This is a genomic window from Ochrobactrum sp. MYb379 (assembly GCF_037479515.1).
Taxonomy (GTDB): domain Bacteria; phylum Pseudomonadota; class Alphaproteobacteria; order Rhizobiales; family Rhizobiaceae; genus Brucella.
The window spans coordinates 74,288-91,636 of record NZ_JBBGYW010000008.1; the positions used below are offsets into that span (position 1 = coordinate 74,288).

A 17,349-nucleotide genomic window follows, 5' to 3' on the forward strand; every position below is an offset into this window, starting at 1 on the left:
TTCTCGATATAGCCAGCTTCCCGGCAGGCATATGCGCACCTCGCACCCGACCCAATCCGTGAGGCCGCCGATAGTGTGTCAAATATTATCGGCACTAACCTACGATCAGTTAGTCAATGAACATGTTGGCTGAAAATAATTGCCTTAAGAACATGAGAATGTGATGCATGCCAACATCGGCCTTCTGGAATTGTGAAGCGCTGCGCGAATGAGCGGAAAAGGCGCGAAGCTGATACCCAAAAGCCATACAATTAACATATGGAAAAATGCCACTTTTGCATATGCAGGTGTCATCATTCAGTAAGCTTGAACGTTCTGTGTTATGAACGTGCGTTCTGTTCGGTTTCTTGTTCTGTTATTTAAGGTGTGAATGAATACAAGGTTTTTTAATACAGGTTCGAATTGAGTTTACCTTAACTGATCAGAACGAGCGTGGCGAACACGAACAGTAGCTAGCTGTTTTGAAGGCCCAGATTGTTGATTGAAACTGCAACTGATGCGGCGAAGTTGCAGACAAATACGTGGCCTATAAGTCGGATCGTTTATTTATTTTAATTCATCACCAATTCAGGCTTCTGAAGCTCTTAGCACGGCATTTAATTCGAAAACCTATTGAATGCAAAACTATTGATTGAGTAAGCAGGTTGGCGCAACTCGATCAGGTCTGCAATAACATGTGCCATTCCGGGACCAATGCCAAATCCATGGCCACTCATTCCGGTGGCGATTGTTAAACCGCCAATCGGTGTGTGATCAACCACTGGCAGAGCGTCAGGCATCGTATCGATCATGCCGGCCCAGCTTCTTACAATACGTGGCTTGTCTGTTTGAGGGAAAGCCTTTGTGAACTGTTTCAGTACACGGTCGAGTTCTCTCTGGTTCGGTTTGGGATTGAGTATCCGGCACCGTTCAAATGGGGTTTCGTCGTTCTGTGACCAGTGTCTTACTGTTCGCCATGCGTCCGGATAATTATGCGGAGCAGCAAGTTTAAATCGCGTGCTCGTAAAGTCTTCGCGTAATTGCGGTATATAGGCGCAAAAGTTTCTGAAGGCGTCTGGTCCTATAAAGAAGTCATGTGTGGACCATGGCGTTAATGTGTATCCACCATCAGCGCGTCGACGAAACGCTATCTGGTCATCCCCGGCAGCACCATCATGCAGCGAGTTCATCGGTGCTGTTTGCATCACGGAAGACAGGACAGCAAGCTGCGGAATACGTATGTCATGCCGTTTGAGGAACAGTGTGCTCCAGGCGCCAGCCGCGACAAGCACGCGCTCGCATCTTACATAGCCTTTTTCGGTAACAACGCCCTGCACCTGATTGCTGGTGACATCCAATGTCCGGACGGCACAGTTCTCTCGGATAAGAACGCCATCTTCTGCTGCAACCTGAGCAATTGTTGGAACGGTCAGGAATGGCTCTGCCATCGCATCTGAGGACGTGTTCATCCCGCCTAGCCAGGCCGTACTGTCCGGCACCATAGCTCTGACTTCATGCTGAGACAGCATACGCGTATCGATGCCATAGGCGCGCGCACCATCAAGCCATTGAGTGAATTCTTCAAGCTTTTTTTGATTGCGGGCCAGATAGGTGATGCCATTCTGACGGAAACCGATTTTTTCGCGAATTTTCTCGTTAAGGCCTTTCCAGAGATGAATTGCGTTCATCATGATCGGCAGCTCTGCGTAATCACGTCCCTGCTGGCGAATCCAGCCCCAGTTGCGGCTTGATTGCTCGCCCGCGATCCTCCCTTTTTCGCAAACAAGGACTTTTAATCCACGCTTTTGAAGCTCCCAAGCGGTCATAATGCCGATTATGCCACCACCAATGATAGTGACATCAACAGCCTCGGAGAGAGGGCCGTCGAACTGCGCCGGATTGTTCATACTGATTGGGAATTCGGACATTTAAGTATCAAAATCTCTTTGGACTATAAGGAGCGACATCGATCGCTGGCGTTTGTTCGCTGATGAGCTCATTGACGAGTTTGGCTGTTATTGCAGAAAGGGTGACCCCCAAATGCCCATGGCCAAAGGCGTAAATGACATTCCGGCATTTTGTCGATCTGCCAATGACGGGCAGTGTGTCAGGGGTCGATGGACGGTGTCCCATCCATTCAGTGGCGGGTTTCCATGACTTGAGAGCCGGCACGACTCCAATTGCTTCTGGCAGCAGACTACGAATGCGTTTGTAATTCGGCCGCGCTTTAAGGCCTGCGATTTCATCGCCGCTCACCAGGCGCAAACCGTCATGCATTGGTGATAGAACGAACCCCTTGCCGGGTAAGACAACCGGTCCACGTAGCAATGTCTCCGACCCTGGACCAAAACTGATGTGGTATCCGCGTTCGCTTTCAAGTGAGACACGATCACCGAGCTGTTTGGTCAGTGCGGTGGACCATGCACCCGATGCGATGACGATACGATCAAAGCGCTTATTAAGGGACTCTGATTTCAGCAACACATCGTGTTCTGACGGTTGAACCGAGGTAATATTGTCACGAATGAATGTTGCGCCAAACTTCTGAGCTGTTTCTAGATAAATCTGAGCGAGCTTCTGCGGAAAGCGCACATTACCAGCATTTGGCTGATAGAGACCTTTGTAACAAGACGCCGGATCAAGTGCAGGTTCAAGGTCCAGAAGTGCTGAACGATCAAGAACTGTGTGAACGACATCATGACGGCTCATAAGCCGACGCTCCAGAGCCGAACCTTCGAAATCCTTGCTGTCACTATAGACTTTCAGCCAGCCCTCTTGCGTGAGCATGTCACTTGCTGAGGCAATTGCAGCAAGCCTCCGATGCGCTGTCAGAGCTTCTGAAACAAGCGGATGCATTGCTGCAGCAATTTGGTCGACAGCTTTCGTTGTACCAGCCGTGATAAAGCGTCTTATCCACGGCAATGCTGCGATCGTATGATGAAGTCGCAAGACTGCAGGCGAATTGCGGTTGAACATATAGCTGGGCAAAGACCTGATAACAGCAGGCGTCGCTGTCGGTGTTATTGATCCAGTGACAATGGCTCCAGCATTACCATAGGATGTTCCCGTGCCCGGCTCTTCATTGCCGAATATGGTGACACCATAACCAGCTGTGCTAAGAGCAAGGGCCGTACTGCAGCCAACAATGCCAGCGCCAATGATGGCAACAGAAAGCCGATCGCCGCTTTTTTGACGATGCTCCATGATAATCAATCTATCTTAATTGCGTGACTAACTGGGTCGCGTCAGTGGTGGAGAACCTTACTCAGGAAGTCGCGTGTGCGCTCATTCTGAGGGTTTCGGAAGAAGTTTTCTGGCTCACCGCTTTCAAGGATTGCCCCGCGATCCATGAAGACAACACGATCAGCAACGCTTCTGGCGAAGCCCATTTCATGGGTGACAACCATCATCGTCATGCCCTCTTTGGCGAGACTAACCATAACATCGAGCACTTCATTGATCATCTCGGGATCCAGTGCCGAGGTGGGTTCATCAAACAACATAATTCTTGGCTGCATACAGAGAGAACGTGCAATAGCCACACGCTGCTGCTGACCACCAGACAGCTGACTTGGGTAATTGTTCATACGATCAGCGAGGCCGACTTTAGCCAGCAGTTCTTTGCCCCGCTTTTCCGCCTCAGCTTTTGATAATCCCCGCACATGAATAGGTGCAAGCGTTACATTCTCCAGCGCAGTCTTATGGGGGTAGAGGTTGAATTGCTGGAAAACAAAGCCAACTTCCATTCGCAATTCACGCAAGGCTGCATTCTTCGCGCTGAGATCAATACCATCAACGATCAGTTTGCCTGATTGGAAGGCTTCCAATCCATTAACGCATCGGATCAGCGTGCTTTTACCAGAACCGGAAGGGCCGCAAACCACGACGACTTCGCCTTTGCTGACTGTCAGATCAATATTGTTAAGCACGTGAAGCGCGCTGCCGAACCATTTGTTCAGACCTTGAAATTCAATCATTAGACCTGTCCAGTTACAAAATAGGGGACTGTGTGCCGCGCTCTATACGGCGCGAGAGATAAATCATCGGATAGCAGACAATAAAGTAGCCGATGCCAACGACGCCAAAGACCAGTAGGCCGTTGGGTATGTTCTGAACAATCATCCATCCTGAGCGTGTTAGATCCATAATTCCGATGGCCGAAACAACAGATGAATCTTTCACCAGCAGAATGAACTGTCCCACCAGCGATGGTCTTACGATGCGTAATGCCTGTGGCATGACAATTAATCGAAGCTGTTGTGAATAAGTGAAGCCTGATGCAATCGCCGCTTCTGTCTGCCCGCGTGGCACAGCTTTGATGCCGGAGGCAATAATTTCACCGATAAAGCAGGCTGACAAGTTGGAAAGTGCGATCACGCCGGCATTAAAGGCCGATAACTCGATGCCAATTGATGGCAGAATGAAGAAACAGATGAAGACCTGTACCAGAAAAGGCGTGCCGCGAAACAGATCAATATAGAGCCCTGTTATGCCCGAAAGCCATCGATTGCCGCTCGCGCGAAGCACACCAAATATCAGGCCCACAATGACGCCGATGATCAGAGAGAGCAGGGATAGCGAAACGGTCATTCCAAGGCCCTTAAAAAGAATGGGCCAGAAATTCCATAAGCGTTCGACTTGAAACCAAAACATATGCTTTCCCTGTTATCTTTCCGGCTTACGGTTGAACCGCGACCATGTCCCGGCGAGTGCCTTGAGGAGATAATAGATCAACAGAAATCCAGCCGCAGTCACAGCAAAGCCTTCGACAGGCATGAAGCGATCGAGCGCGATTTGCTGTCCGACACGGGTGAGCTCAACAACGGAAATCAGCGAAAGAAGAGAGGAGTCTTTCACCAGCACGATTGCCTGACCAATCATTGGTGAAATCGTTGGTCGGACCGCTTGAGGCAGGACGACAAGCCTCATCCGTTGCAGATAGGTGAAACCGGAGCTTAGAGCAGCTTCAAACTGTCCACGGGATATAGAGAGAATGCCTGAGCGAATAATCTCAGCCACATAAGCTCCGGAGTTCAGTGAAAGAGCGATAATGCCAATCACTATCTCCGGAAGGAGTATGCCAAGACGCGGTAGGCCAAAATACAGAAAGTAGAGCTGTGCAAGTAGAGGCGTCGCGCGGATAAGATCAATATAGGCAATGCCAATTCTGCGCAGCCAGCGCACAGGCTGAATGCTTAAAGCACAAGCGACGATGCCGATGATCAACGCGCCGGTAAAGCCTGCAGCGGACAACATCAATGTATTCAGAAAACCTTGCCACAGTTCAGGCAGATATTCCAATATGACTCTTATGTTCAGATTGCCAAACATGGTTCACCGGTAACATTCGGATTTTGATCGAAGGTGCAGGAGGAAATGTTCCTGCACCTTCATCGATTTTAGTGATCAGCCTGCCACTTGTTCGAATTGACCCAGTAATCGAGGTTTTCTTTTAAGCGACCATCAAGCTTGATGTTGTCAAGGAACAGGTTTGTCCAGATCATCAGATCCTGCGAGTCGTATCTGACGGCATAGGCAAGAGGTTCTGAGCTGAGCATTTCAGAAAATACTTCAAACGTACCTTCTGGATAGTTCTGAACCTGTGCAGCAACAGCTGTGTTATCGTTCACCCCACACTGGGCCTGACCGGATGCAACCGCATCTAGAACCACTGTTCCACCACCCTTGAATGCCTTGACGGTGGCTTCAGGGAAAAACTTAGGCATGTTCTTTTCTGCAGTTGATCCGAGAATGACCGCAATGGTTGTTCCTGGCTTTTTGCAGTCTTCAACGCTCTTAAAGTCACCACCAGCAGCAGTGAAAGCGACTGAACCGACGTGAATCCATGGCTGGGTAAAAGCTACCTTCGTTGCGCGACTCATGGTGGCTGTCATATCAGCTGCCAGAATATCGGCCTTTCCTGAAAGCAATGCAGGAATGAGGCCATCCCAATCGAAATCAAGATATGTAACCTTAACACCCATTTCCTTTGCCATAAGCTCGGTCAGGGCGATCGCGCTGCCCGCACGGTTGCCATTCTTGTCCATAAAAGAATAAGGAGGGCCCTGTGTCTGAACAGCGACGCGCAACTCGCCACGGGCAATAATATCGTCAAGCGTTCCGGCATAAGCAGGTGTGGTCTGCGCCGCAGTTCCCATCAGCGCAATAAACATAGCTGACGCCATAAGCGCATTGATTTTTTTCATCATTTCTTGAGTTCTCCCTCATTTTGGCAACAGTAGTCCGTGTCCGCGCAAGGCGGCCAATTAGAATGGTCATTTTGTCGTGACGTTAAGGAGCGGGTTTATCGCTCTCTTCATCTTCCCAGACGCCGCGTGGCAAACTCAGCCATTTGTTATGAGCTTTCATGACAACAAAAGTTTCGCTGCCCTGAATGACACCGGGTTCAGCTAGGCCGGGTAGAAGTTCGCTCGTCACCCGGTATAGTTCTTCCATGTCGCCCTCAAACAGCACTTCGCACAGAAGGTCGTATCGACCGGTTACGATACTGACGGATGTCACAAATGGCAGCTCGGACATTTTTCGGGCGATCTCATTCAGGCGACCCTGCCCATTGGCATGAATACCTAAAATCGCAACGATAAGCTCAGGGCGCTCCGAAACATTAACAACGCCCGCAATCCGGAAGAGCTTATTTTCGATCAGGTTTTTGAGGCGCGCGCGGATCGTTGGCGGACTAAGTTCCAGACGTTCGGCAATCTGATTAGCGCCATCGCGTGCATCATCTGACAAAAGCTTAACAAGCTTCCGATCAATCTTATCTAAAAGTGCACGCATTCCGTTGCCCCTTATTATTTTTATGAGGCATTGATATTTCAATATCGTTCATCTCGTCAACTTAAATTTTCTATTCGAAAAAAAATAACGACAATATTTTTCATTTGGAATTTTTGGCTGATGTGCAGTGATAATCTTTTATCGAACTTCTCATTGCTTTGGAGCTGTGGTGAGCGTGGTAGGGCAACAGCAAGCTGGTGCAATTTGCGCAAGCGTGTCGCCCGAAAACTGAGTGCAGAAATCAGCGGCTTTTACAGTTTTACTGTTAGCTGCTTGCGCAGAATGTCAGATGCGAATTCACGATAGCTCGATTAGCGTTTCGTTTTTTGCGGTTGATTTTTGCATATTTTGAAATAACCTCATCCTCAATAAAAAGGGGAAGAGAGTAAGTTATGCTCGATAAATCAAAAATACGAGCGGTGACAGAGCGTCACCGACGGCTGGTTTTGCTTGCCTATGGATTGGCTTTTCTGCTTATGGCTGGCTATCTGTCAGTAATTCCATTTATGACTGGCTCGTATTCGTTCTATTTTTATCTTATGATGTGGATTGCTCTCGCATCAGGCGTAAACATAATGGCTGGATTTACTGGCTATGTTGCTTTTGGTTACGTCGCTTTCTTTGGTCTGGGTTCTTATGCGACAGCCATTTTTGCAACGAAGCTTGGTTTTCCCATTCTTCTGGCTGTTTTGGGCGCTGGCTTAGTCGGCGTCGTTGCAAGTCTGGCGTTTTCGCGAATTTTAACCCTGCGTGGGATTTACTTTTCCATGGTAACCCTCGCGATTGCGATTATCTGCCGAAATGTCATTTCCATGCTCCCATCGGATGTGGCTGGCGGCGCACATGGTCTGACGATAGGCGCAAGCCTCGATCCGAAGTTTGCTTATTATGCGATGCTTTGTCTGGCCTTACTGGCGGTAGGAATTTCTTTCTGGATTCGCTTGTCACGTTTTGGTCGCCATCTGGCCGCTATTCGCGACGATATGGAAGCCGCGCAGGTTGCGGGGCTCAACGTCGCCCGATTGCGCCTTCATGCATGGATGCTCTCGGCGGGACTTGGCTCGCTGATTGGCGGAGTTGAAGCCTGCTATTCAAGTGTCATTGACCCGGAAACAGCTTTCAATCTTCTCTACAGTACCAAGGCTATTATCTTTGCGGCATTTGGTGGGTTTGGTACAGCGATAGGGCCTGTAGTTGGCGCACTTGCCATGTACAGCGTTGATAACTGGATATGGGAGCGCTTCCCGAGCCTGAATAATCTGGCCCTTGGTGTCGTTATCGTCGCCCTCATGGTCTTTTTCCCAAAAGGCATTGTTGGAACCATTACGAAGCGTTGGCAGCCGCTGCGCAAGTGGATGCTGTGAGGAACATTCTATGACTGAACTTCTGTTCCAAACCATTATCAATGGCATCATTGTCGGCACCATTTATGGGATCATCGGCTGTAGCCTCGCTATCATCTACGGGACCATGCGGATTGTGAATTTTGCTCATGGTGAATTCGTTATTTCGGGTAGCTATCTATCTTATGTTGTAGTCACTGTACTTGGACTGCCATTGTTGCTGGCTGTGCCTGCTGCAATTCTGTTTTTTGGCATCGTCGGACTGGTGATTTATTATCTGATTGTGCCACGACTGATGAAGAACGATGATCATGAATTGCCGTCATTCCTAGCAATGTATGGTGTCTCTCTTATCATTGGGTCGCTCCTGCTGATCTTCTTTGAAGCAGACACAAGATCCATCGATCTGGGGTTCTCGCCAGCTTATGTAAAATTCGCAGGACTGATTATCCCTAAAGCGCGGCTGATTGCTATGGGCTTTGGTGTCGTTACTATCCTTTGCATCTGGTGGGTTCTCTTCAGAACCATCTATGGTAAAGCACTTCGTGCGGCCATCATGAACCGGCCTGCTATGGGTGTTATTGGTCTTCCCTACAAACGCGTAACTGCTGCGGCATTTGTCGTGTCCATCGTTCTTGCCGGTCTGACGGGCATCATGACTGCACTGGTCTTTCCCGCATTCAATCCCGCAGGTGGGATGGAAATAACGCTGATTGCTTTCGTCGTGATTGTGATTGGCGGATTGGTCAATCCGATAGGAGCGATCTTTGGTGGAATTCTGTTTGGTCTGGTTGAGCAGTTAACAATTCTCTATGGCAGCCAGACGCTCGCGCAGATCATCAGCTACGTAGCTCTCATCGTTGTTGTCTATGTTCTGCCGAATGGTATTCTGGGAGGACGCAATCAATGAACGCCGGTTTGAACGTCAAAAATATTCGCAAAGCATTCGGTGGTCTGGTGGCGATTAATGATGTCAGTTTCTCGGCCGCACCAGCGACCATTACTGGTATCATTGGGGTCAATGGCGCTGGAAAGTCGACACTTTTAAATTGTCTGTGCGGTCTCTATACAGTCTCGTCTGGTGAGATCATCTGGAACGGTCATGAACTGCACAATAAGCCAACAGATAAAGTTGCTGCGATGGGGATGGGGCGCACGTTCCAGATACCGCGACTCTTTAACTCCCTGACGCTGAGTGAAAATATCGCTATCGGCGAAACAGGGCCGACGCGCCATGATGAAGTTGATCATCTTCTGGAGCAGGTTCACCTCTATCGATTGCGCGATAATCTGGCCAATGAATTGTCGGGCGGTCAGAAAAAGTTGATAGAACTGCTGCGTATCCAATATCATAAGGCAGATTTAATCCTGCTCGATGAGCCATTTGCTGGCGTGCATCCTGATCTTATCCGGTTGTTTTTAGATCTGATTGCAGCATTCCGCGCAGCCGGAAAAACTGTCCTGCTGATCAGTCATGACCTCACCTCCATTTATGAACTAAGCGACAATATTATAGCGCTTAATCAGGGTGAAATTATCGCTGAAGGCACAGCTCGCGATATCCAGAACTCGACCGCTGTCGTCGAAGCCTATCTGGGAGAATAAGATGACCGATGTCATACTTGAACTGCGCAATGTTACAGTTTCCTATTCAGGCGATATTACGATCCTCAAGGATCTTACAATCAAAGCAGAGACTGGAAAGATAACCGGTATTATTGGCCCCAACGGTGCGGGTAAGTCGACTGCTTTGAAAACGATGTATCGTATGCTGAATGTCGGCAGTGGCGACTTGCTTTACAAAGGCGATGTTATTTCCCGTATCGATCAGACCGAACTGATCCGCCGCGGCATTGCTTTCGTACCTCAAAACCACTCGATTTTCGGCGGTCTTAGTGTCCGTGACAATCTAGTGCTTGGCGGCTGGAGTATCCGGAGCGAACAAGCACGCATTCGTGATGCTATTGAACGGGTCTATGATATTTTCCCAATGCTGCGCGAGAAGGATGGTGCTCTTGCGGGCACCCTTTCAGGTGGCCAGCAACGCTTTCTTGAAATCGCGCGATCTTTGATCACGGACCCTGAAGTCATCCTGTTCGATGAACCGAGCGCGATGATAGCCCCCAAATATTCAAAGCAAATCTATCAGTTCCTCACACAGATGAAAGACAGCGGCAAGACAGTCATTCTTGTCGATCAGAATGTGCGGCAGTGCGTGAACGTCTCTGACCACCTCTATGTGCTCGAACTCGGTCGAAACAAGATCGATTGCGAGACTGCAGAGATGAGCGGAAATACTGAAATGATGGATCTGATCGCGGGTTGGATCGCGCATAAGGTGGACTGAATTCCAATGCATGACGTTAAGATGTATACGGTTCCTGAACTATCGGAAGCGATCCGCAGTGGCACACGCAGTGTTGTTGAGACGGTTGAGATTTTTCTCGAAAAGATCGCCGATAAAAACGCTTATTATCATGCTTTCCGTTCTGTCTTTGCCGGCGAAGCACGCATACAGGCGTCTCATCTTGATGCGGAGATTGCGAACGGCCTTTGGCGTGGACCGTTGCATGGAATACCGGTTGCGGTGAAAGAAAATATCGATATTTGCGGCCACGGTGCGACGTCCGGGTCGCTTATGCGCCCTGCAAACATTGCTGAAAGTGATGCGACCATTGTGGCGCGGCTGAAAGAAGCCGGGGCAATCATTATTGGTCATACTCATATGGTCGAATTTGCTTTTGGGGGCTGGGGAACGAACACAGCTACTGGAACACCGCGAAACCCCTTGGATCATGTGCATCACAGGGTTCCGGGAGGTTCTTCATCGGGTTCAGGCGTTGCAGTTGCGGCTGGTCTCGTTCCTTTGGCTCTCGGTACTGATACCGGTGGATCGGTACGAATTCCGGCAGGTGCAAACGGGCTTGCTGGTTTCAAACCAAGCAGTGGCCTGATCCCTTCTGATCAACTGGTTCCACTGTGCGCGCGTTTTGATGTTGTGGGCCCGATGGCAAGAAGTGTCGGGGAGTGCTGGACACTTTTTGCGGCTATGTCGTCTCAAACCCAACGTCCAATACCAGAATGTCGACGCCAACTTCGTATTGGTGTCGCCGATCTGAAAGCTTATGGCAGTTATAGTACGCGTGTCATGAAAGCCTTCGATCAGAGTTGCGCTCAGTTGCGAGCGAAGGGGTTTGATCTTGTTCCTTTCAGCTTCCCGATGAAAGTAGATGAAGTGCTGAGCCGAACAGCAGTGCTGATCGGCCAGGAGGCCGTCGAACATTTTGGGGGAATACTCGAGAAGACACCTGAAGGGCTTGATCGTGGCGTGAATTATCGTCTGACTGACGCGAAACGATTTTCGAAAGCTGACGCAACTGCGGAGTGGCTCGTTCGGGCTGACTATATTGCGAAAATGCAGCGCAAAATGGAGGGCATCGACGCCATTTTGTTTCCGACGCTGCCCGTTTTGCCTCCGCGCCTGGATGAGATTATTGAACGCGCTATGCCACTTGGTGATCTCACGCGCATCATCAACTATCTTGATCTTTGTGCAATGGCTGTTCCTGCGCAGGTAACAGAGGAGGGGTTGCGCCATTCGATTCAGGTGATCGGCAAACATGGGGATGATGACCTCGTATTCGCACTTTCGGCTGAGATAGAAACAACTCTCTACGGCTTGGAAGAGGTGGCGTGATGGTTCCGGTTAACGATCTTCTCGCAGCTTGTCGTAAATTTGGTGAGCGCCCCGCGATTGTGATCTCTGGCGTCACACTGGATTACAACGGCCTCGCTGAGCGCATATCCCGGCAAGCGGAAGAGCTGGCCAAACATCTCTCAGTTGGAGACCGCATCGCATTATTATGTGGCAACACACTCGACTTCGTTACGCTCTCGCTCGCATCTGAATTAATTGGCGCAATCCGAGTTCCACTCAATACCAAAGCGACGCCTGCCGAAATTGCGGCTCTGCTTGAGGACTGTTCGCCGAAGCTGGTGGTTCATGAGGCGGAAACTCAAAAGCTGCTTGCAAAGACGCATGCAATCAAAGCAATCGAAGCGGCAACACTCGCTTCCGGCAGCGGCGCGGCCTACACAAACTCTGAGACGCTTGCGCCTGCCGCACGTTGCTCCATAACATATACATCGGGTTCGACGGGCAAGCCCAAGGGCGTGCTACTCACCCATGCAAACTGGCATTATGTTTTTGCGAATATGCTGATTGATCGCGATATATCGGCAGCAGATACACTCGCTTTCATTGGTCCGCTTACCCATGCCGGATGGAGTTATCTCTATGCTGGTCTGCTGCGCGGGGCACGGGCTGCCATTTTTGATGCAGGCGATGTCGACACGATGCTCGCGTTTGCGGAGCAGGATGAAGTCACGATTATTACCTGCGTTCCGACGACCTTGTCGCGCATAATCAGGGGAACTGGCAATCATCATCCGCTTTGTAAGTCCTTGAAATGGATTGGTGTGGGGGGCGCTCCAACCAGTCCAGCTTTACTTGAACGGGCAATAAGCACCTTTGGCAGACGTGTCGTTTTGAACTTCGGTCAAACCGAAGCAATGATGACATGCGCATTTTATGATCTTGCACGAGAGCAGGAGCATGACGATGAAGCGGGGCTTATCGGGCGGAGTTATATTTTTTCCAGTGTTGTAATCCGGGCCGCAGATGGCAGCGCTTGCGCAATCGGCGAGGTTGGCGAAATCTGTGTAAGTGGTCCGCACACCATGCTGGAATACTGGAACAATCCGCAGCAGACCGCTGCCGTTTATCGTGGGGCCGAAATTCTCACCGGGGACTTAGGTGTCGAAGTAGCGCCTGGTCTCTTCCGGCTCGTTGGGCGTGCCAAAGATATGATTATTTCGGGCGGCTTCAATATCTATCCGATGGAGGTGGAAGCAGCTGTTGCCGCTTTGCCTGAGGTAGACGAAGTGGCTGTCATGGGTGTTCCCGATGAAGAATGGGGAGAGAAGGTTGTCTGCCTTCTGTCAGCGCATCAGGGGGCAGAGTTATCAGTCGACAGTTTGCGTCAGTCTTTGAAACCGATTCTTGGCATCAAAACCCCCAAAGTCTTCCATTTTCTGCCACAGCTGCCGAAGGCAGCAACGGGAAAGATCGACAAAAAAGCTCTGAAACTCTGGCTTGAGGAGCAAGGCCAATGAGTGGTGTTTTCATTACCGCAATGACGCGGACTCCATTTGGACGATTTCGGGGTAAGCTTACTGACATTGATGTTGTGGACCTTGGTGCAGCCCTGTTGAATGAGCTGATGAAAAGAGATCCCCAGGCGCGTTTGCCGGACATTGTAATCGGAGGGGCAGGATTAATGGGCGGTGTCCACCTGACTGCTCTTAGGCAGATGCTGATTGGCTCTGATTTGCCGAATGGCACTGTTTCTATTGCTGTAGATAGAGCGTGCTGTACCGGAATGACTACGATCTCAACGTCATTCGCGCATCTTAAAACAGGCGGTGGTGATAAGGCTTATATTGCCGGTGTTGAGAGCCTGTCCAATACACCATTGCTGATTTCGCGCGGGAATGAGCGTAAAATTGCCAGTATGTCCCTGACAGACCCGCTTCTGCTTGGTGGTCGGGTCTCGCCCAAAACGATCGCACAATACACGTCGGAAGAAGCGCTCCATTACGGTATTACCCGTGAAATGCAGGATGACTGGGCGTTCGCCAGCCATCAGAAATACTTCGTGGGTAAAGACCTTGGGCTCTACGACAATCTTATCTTTTTACCTCTTGAATCTGGCTTGTCAGACGCTGCTGATGAAGGCCCCCGCGCCAACTCCGACCGTCAGAAACTGGCAAGCCTGCCCACAGTGAATGGTGCTGAAACCATTACAGCAGGGAATGCCCCCGGCCTGTCAGACGGCGCGGCAGGACTTGTGCTGATGACGAGCGATGCCATGAAAGCCGCTGGTGTAACAGCCATAGCGGAAGTTGTGGATCGCGTTCAAGTCGCTGGTGATATTCAGGAGGGAACCTCGGTTCCACAGGTGGCAATTATGCGTCTTCTGGAGCGCAACCGCTTAAACATCGACGACATTTCAGTTGTCGAAATCAATGAGGCTTTTGCTGCCACGCCTTTGGTCAGCACTGCGCTTATGGCGAAGGAACTTCAGACCGATCTGGATGCACTGCGCGCAAAAACAAACATCTATGGCGGAGCGGTTGCTATCGGCCATCCGCTTGCTGCATCGGGCATCCGCATTGTTCAGCAGGCTGCCAGTATACTGCGTCTTAACGGTGGTGGGTTCGCTTTGTGTGCCATTTGTGGAGGATTTGGGCAGGGTGAAGCTGTCTTAATCAGAGTTTGAATTGTCAATGATAAAAGGGGATTGAAAATGAACAGAAGAAACTTTTTTATGATGACCGTCTCTGCAATTGGCTTTGCAGCTATCGCTTCGCAAGCAAACGCCGCAGAGCCGTTTAAAGTTGGTATAACTGTTTCAAACAGCGGCAACTTCATGCTTGCTTCGCAATCTGGTGAACGTGGTGTTCGCATGTGGGTTGACGATGTCAATCGTCGCGGAGGTATTGAACTTGGTGGCGAGAAGCGTCCTGTAGAGCTTGTTGTTCTGGATGATCGCTCTGATAAAACAATGGTTCCGCGCGTTTATGAAACGCTGATCTCCGGCAATAACGTCGATGTGCTGATGGCACCTTTTGGCTCAACCCTGACAGGCGTCGCGGCTACTGTTGCAGAACGTAACAATAAATTTTTGATGTCATGGTCCGCATCTGCTGATGAAATTTACCAGCAGGGTTACAAAAATATCGTGTCAGCAGTTGTACCTTCATCGCTTATTCCATCCACTAATCTCCGTCTTTTAAAGGATGCCGGTGTTAAAAAGATTGCCATCATTCATGTGGATGAATCCTTTCCGGCAGGTCTGGCTGCAGCGGCTGTCAAAGATGCGAAGGAAATGGGCTTTGAGGTGGTCATGGATGAGACCTATCAGAAAGGCACGAAAGACTTCTCCGTTTTGCTACAAAAGGCAAAAGCGCTAGGTGCCGAGGCTTTTTACCCGCACAGCTATGAGGTTGATAGTGTCCTCATGGCGCGGCAAATGCAGGAACTCGATATTCATTTCGATAATGTGTACTTTATGTATGGTTCCACCCCGCAGTTCATGGAGTTGGGCAAGCTGGCCGAGTTTGTCACAAGCCACACACAATATAGCCCAAACGCCAAGTGGAACATTACTGACGGACTCAAAAACGAAGAGTTTGTGACCCGCTACAAAGAGCTGTTTCCAAAGGCCTCCTATTCGGAAGATTTCCAGACCGTTCTTGCCTATGGTGCTGCTGTTGCGCTGGAGCGCCTTGTCAGTGAAGCACAATCGACAGAACCGGCCGTTTTGAAGCAAAAGGCGCTTGAAATGGGAGGTAAGATCACAACAATCAGTGGGAAATTTGCGATTGATGAAACGGGAAAGCAGATCGGAATGGAGCCGATTGTTCTGCAGAACCAGCCTGGCAAGGGACTGGTTCCGGTTGCACCCGCCGAAGTAGCTACCGAAAAGCTAATTTATCCCGTTCCTCAATAGTTCATCCCGGAAAAAAGACATGGCAATCAAACAGGCCTCGGAGTTTTCCGCCGTTAACAAAGGAGCAGCGCGCTATGCGCTGCTTCTTGAGTGCCTTTCCGCAAACCATCCCAAGCCCGTTAGTTTAGCTGAGCTTGCCAGGTTAGCGAAACTACCAAAACCATCCGCCTTCAGGCTGCTGAAGGCTCTGCAGCTAGTTGGTTTTATTGCCTATGATAGCCATAGCGAAGCTTATTTTCTGGGCGCCCGGTTAATGGATATCGGCGTCCGGTCGCTATCACAGAACTTTGTTCGCCTTGCAGAACCCGCCCTCTTGCGGCTGGCTGAAACGACAAGCGATACAGCATTCGCGGTGCTCGCTGAGAACGATCACATGAACTGTCTGCGCAGAATAACTGGCAGTTTTCCTGTGCGGACTTTATCGCTTGAAGAAGGTGACATCTGGCCTCTTGGAATAGGTGCAGTCGGTTTGGCCTTACTGGCCGCGCACGATGATTTCTACATTGATTACTATCTCAAAAACTACATGCCTGTGATTGCCCGCTATACTTCGATTGATGAGGGGGAGTTGCGACGTCGCGTTGGTCTTACGCGTGAAACCGGCATCGCAACTAGTCAGGGTGATTTGCTGACAGGTATGTCTGCGATTGGCGTTGCCATTTACTATCCGGAGTCCAAACGTCCGATGGGGGCACTATCAGTCGCTGCTTTGAGTACGCGCCTTGACGAAACGCGTCGTGGTGAAATTGGAGAATATCTTCGTAATGAGGCCAGACTGATCACTAAAACGCTCGAAAACTCTTTGAAGATCGCAAGGGCAGAACTCGCACATGAAGATTGATCTCTCCGGAAAACGAGCACTGATTATTGGCGGCGGCACCTTTGGCGAGGGTAACGGTATCGGCCGGGCTGTTGCCTGCTCCTTCGCCCGTTGCGGTGCAAAAGTTATCATTGCCGACCGCGACGAACAAGCGGCCACTGCCACTGCTAATTTGGTGCAAGCTGAAGGAGGGGAGGCCCGTACCGCAGTCTTCGATGTAGCTGACCATAATGCTGCGCAAATGGCGCTGTCAGGCATTGACCCTAACTCCATCGACATTCTCTATTACAATGTGGGTATAGGCTTCGCGAGCGACACACTCTCGCTCGACGAAGCACAGTTCCAAACTGTTTTGAATGTTAATCTGATTGGCCTGCATCAGGCTTCGCGAGCGGTATTGCCCGGAATGCGTGCGCGTAAGACTGGCGTCATTCTGGCAACGAGTTCCGCCTGGGCGCATCGTCATCTTGGCTACAGCCACGCATTCTACGCGACGTCGAAAGCCGGAATGAACCATTACGTTCAGATGACAGCTCAGGAAAATGCTAGTTTCGGTATCCGGGCGAATTCAATTTCACCCGGATTTATCGACACGCCACGCATCCGGGTCAATCTTGCTCAATCCTATGGCGATAAGAGTTTCGATGAAATTCTGGCTAAACGCGCAGCGCAGGTGCCGATGGCGCGACTGGGAGAGCCGCAGGACATAGCAAACATGGCAGCGTTTCTCGCATCAGACCTCGCTTCCTATGTTACGGGCGCTGATTTCAAAGTCGATGGTGGGATCAACAGCGCTAAAATCGCGTGAGAGGTTGGCACGAAAAAGGTCCCTTTA

At 50.2% G+C, this 17,349-nt stretch carries 17 protein-coding genes; 10 read left to right on the plus strand and 7 right to left on the minus strand.

Annotation, left to right across the window (positions count from 1 at the left end):
* Nucleotides 1-596 precede the first annotated feature (596 nt).
* The 7 genes from WH356_RS15875 to WH356_RS15905 all read right to left on the minus strand — a co-directional run bounded on the left by WH356_RS15875 (nt 597) and on the right by WH356_RS15905 (nt 6,777).
* Entirely contained in the window at nt 597-1,907 is a 1,311-nt protein-coding gene (locus WH356_RS15875; protein ID WP_339512484.1) for an NAD(P)/FAD-dependent oxidoreductase, read from the minus strand.
* A 7-nt stretch (nt 1,908-1,914) separates the two neighbouring features.
* Complete coding sequence (locus tag WH356_RS15880) at nt 1,915-3,183, minus strand: NAD(P)/FAD-dependent oxidoreductase (RefSeq protein ID WP_339512486.1); 1,269 nt, start codon at nt 3,181-3,183, stop codon at nt 1,915-1,917.
* Nucleotides 3,184-3,224: 41 nt separating this feature from the next.
* The gene (locus WH356_RS15885) at nt 3,225-3,956 is read right to left on the minus strand and encodes an amino acid ABC transporter ATP-binding protein (RefSeq protein ID WP_339512488.1); all 732 of its coding nucleotides are present in this window, start codon (nt 3,954-3,956) and stop codon (nt 3,225-3,227) included.
* Between the two features lie 13 nt (nt 3,957-3,969).
* Complete coding sequence (locus tag WH356_RS15890; RefSeq protein WP_339512490.1) at nt 3,970-4,632, minus strand: amino acid ABC transporter permease; 663 nt, start codon at nt 4,630-4,632, stop codon at nt 3,970-3,972.
* A gap of 12 nt (nt 4,633-4,644) precedes the next feature.
* The gene (locus tag WH356_RS15895) at nt 4,645-5,280 is read right to left on the minus strand and encodes an amino acid ABC transporter permease (protein WP_339512491.1); all 636 of its coding nucleotides are present in this window, start codon (nt 5,278-5,280) and stop codon (nt 4,645-4,647) included.
* 98 nt (nt 5,281-5,378) lie between these two features.
* Nucleotides 5,379-6,188 carry an ABC transporter substrate-binding protein gene (locus WH356_RS15900; protein WP_339512493.1) on the minus strand — a complete coding sequence of 270 codons (810 nt, stop codon included), beginning with the start codon at nt 6,186-6,188 and terminating at the stop codon, nt 5,379-5,381.
* 82 nt (nt 6,189-6,270) lie between these two features.
* Entirely contained in the window at nt 6,271-6,777 is a 507-nt protein-coding gene (locus WH356_RS15905; RefSeq protein WP_339512495.1) for an Lrp/AsnC family transcriptional regulator, read from the minus strand.
* A gap of 392 nt (nt 6,778-7,169) precedes the next feature.
* On the opposite strand from WH356_RS15905, the gene WH356_RS15910 reads away from it, so the two are divergent.
* From WH356_RS15910 to WH356_RS15955, 10 genes are read left to right on the plus strand one after another with little or no spacing between them, the layout of a single operon-like run.
* The gene (locus WH356_RS15910; RefSeq protein WP_339512497.1) at nt 7,170-8,141 is read left to right on the plus strand and encodes a branched-chain amino acid ABC transporter permease; all 972 of its coding nucleotides are present in this window, start codon (nt 7,170-7,172) and stop codon (nt 8,139-8,141) included.
* A 10-nt stretch (nt 8,142-8,151) separates the two neighbouring features.
* Nucleotides 8,152-9,030 carry a branched-chain amino acid ABC transporter permease gene (locus WH356_RS15915; RefSeq protein ID WP_339512499.1) on the plus strand — a complete coding sequence of 293 codons (879 nt, stop codon included), beginning with the start codon at nt 8,152-8,154 and terminating at the stop codon, nt 9,028-9,030.
* Nucleotides 9,027-9,725 (plus strand): ABC transporter ATP-binding protein, encoded by a 699-nt coding sequence (locus tag WH356_RS15920; protein WP_339512501.1) that lies wholly within the window; start codon nt 9,027-9,029, stop codon nt 9,723-9,725. The genes WH356_RS15915 and WH356_RS15920 overlap by 4 nt, the downstream gene beginning before the upstream one ends.
* A gap of 1 nt (nt 9,726) precedes the next feature.
* Nucleotides 9,727-10,467 (plus strand): ABC transporter ATP-binding protein, encoded by a 741-nt coding sequence (locus WH356_RS15925; protein WP_339512503.1) that lies wholly within the window; start codon nt 9,727-9,729, stop codon nt 10,465-10,467.
* A gap of 6 nt (nt 10,468-10,473) precedes the next feature.
* Entirely contained in the window at nt 10,474-11,817 is a 1,344-nt protein-coding gene (locus WH356_RS15930) for an amidase (protein WP_339512505.1), read from the plus strand.
* Complete coding sequence (locus WH356_RS15935; protein WP_339512631.1) at nt 11,817-13,295, plus strand: class I adenylate-forming enzyme family protein; 1,479 nt, start codon at nt 11,817-11,819, stop codon at nt 13,293-13,295. The genes WH356_RS15930 and WH356_RS15935 overlap by 1 nt, the downstream gene beginning before the upstream one ends.
* A complete protein-coding gene (locus WH356_RS15940) occupies nt 13,292-14,461 on the plus strand; it encodes a thiolase family protein (protein WP_339512507.1) in 1,170 nt (389 codons plus the stop codon). The genes WH356_RS15935 and WH356_RS15940 overlap by 4 nt, the downstream gene beginning before the upstream one ends.
* Before the next feature lie 27 nt (nt 14,462-14,488).
* Nucleotides 14,489-15,694 (plus strand): amino acid ABC transporter substrate-binding protein, encoded by a 1,206-nt coding sequence (locus WH356_RS15945; RefSeq protein WP_339512509.1) that lies wholly within the window; start codon nt 14,489-14,491, stop codon nt 15,692-15,694.
* A gap of 19 nt (nt 15,695-15,713) precedes the next feature.
* Nucleotides 15,714-16,535: an IclR family transcriptional regulator gene (locus WH356_RS15950; RefSeq protein WP_339512511.1), complete on the plus strand. Its 822-nt coding sequence runs from the start codon at nt 15,714-15,716 to the stop codon at nt 16,533-16,535.
* Complete coding sequence (locus WH356_RS15955) at nt 16,525-17,322, plus strand: SDR family NAD(P)-dependent oxidoreductase (RefSeq protein ID WP_339512514.1); 798 nt, start codon at nt 16,525-16,527, stop codon at nt 17,320-17,322. The genes WH356_RS15950 and WH356_RS15955 overlap by 11 nt, the downstream gene beginning before the upstream one ends.
* The last annotated feature ends 27 nt before the right edge of the window (nt 17,323-17,349 follow it).

Excerpts from the sequence above, each read along its gene's own strand:
- WH356_RS15875 (WP_339512484.1), bottom strand. The coding sequence starts at position 1,907 with ATGTCCGAATTCCCAATCAGTATGAACAATCCGGCGCAGTTCGACGGC.
- WH356_RS15880 (WP_339512486.1), bottom strand. The coding sequence starts at position 3,183 with ATGGAGCATCGTCAAAAAAGCGGCGATCGGCTTTCTGTTGCCATCATT.
- WH356_RS15885 (WP_339512488.1), bottom strand. The coding sequence starts at position 3,956 with ATGATTGAATTTCAAGGTCTGAACAAATGGTTCGGCAGCGCGCTTCAC.
- WH356_RS15890 (WP_339512490.1), bottom strand. The coding sequence starts at position 4,632 with ATGTTTTGGTTTCAAGTCGAACGCTTATGGAATTTCTGGCCCATTCTT.
- WH356_RS15900 (WP_339512493.1), bottom strand. The coding sequence starts at position 6,188 with ATGATGAAAAAAATCAATGCGCTTATGGCGTCAGCTATGTTTATTGCG.
- WH356_RS15905 (WP_339512495.1), bottom strand. The coding sequence starts at position 6,777 with ATGCGTGCACTTTTAGATAAGATTGATCGGAAGCTTGTTAAGCTTTTG.
- WH356_RS15910 (WP_339512497.1), top strand. The coding sequence starts at position 7,170 with ATGCTCGATAAATCAAAAATACGAGCGGTGACAGAGCGTCACCGACGG.
- WH356_RS15915 (WP_339512499.1), top strand. The coding sequence starts at position 8,152 with ATGACTGAACTTCTGTTCCAAACCATTATCAATGGCATCATTGTCGGC.
- WH356_RS15920 (WP_339512501.1), top strand. The coding sequence starts at position 9,027 with ATGAACGCCGGTTTGAACGTCAAAAATATTCGCAAAGCATTCGGTGGT.
- WH356_RS15925 (WP_339512503.1), top strand. The coding sequence starts at position 9,727 with ATGACCGATGTCATACTTGAACTGCGCAATGTTACAGTTTCCTATTCA.
- WH356_RS15930 (WP_339512505.1), top strand. The coding sequence starts at position 10,474 with ATGCATGACGTTAAGATGTATACGGTTCCTGAACTATCGGAAGCGATC.
- WH356_RS15935 (WP_339512631.1), top strand. The coding sequence starts at position 11,817 with ATGGTTCCGGTTAACGATCTTCTCGCAGCTTGTCGTAAATTTGGTGAG.
- WH356_RS15940 (WP_339512507.1), top strand. The coding sequence starts at position 13,292 with ATGAGTGGTGTTTTCATTACCGCAATGACGCGGACTCCATTTGGACGA.
- WH356_RS15945 (WP_339512509.1), top strand. The coding sequence starts at position 14,489 with ATGAACAGAAGAAACTTTTTTATGATGACCGTCTCTGCAATTGGCTTT.
- WH356_RS15950 (WP_339512511.1), top strand. The coding sequence starts at position 15,714 with ATGGCAATCAAACAGGCCTCGGAGTTTTCCGCCGTTAACAAAGGAGCA.
- WH356_RS15955 (WP_339512514.1), top strand. The coding sequence starts at position 16,525 with ATGAAGATTGATCTCTCCGGAAAACGAGCACTGATTATTGGCGGCGGC.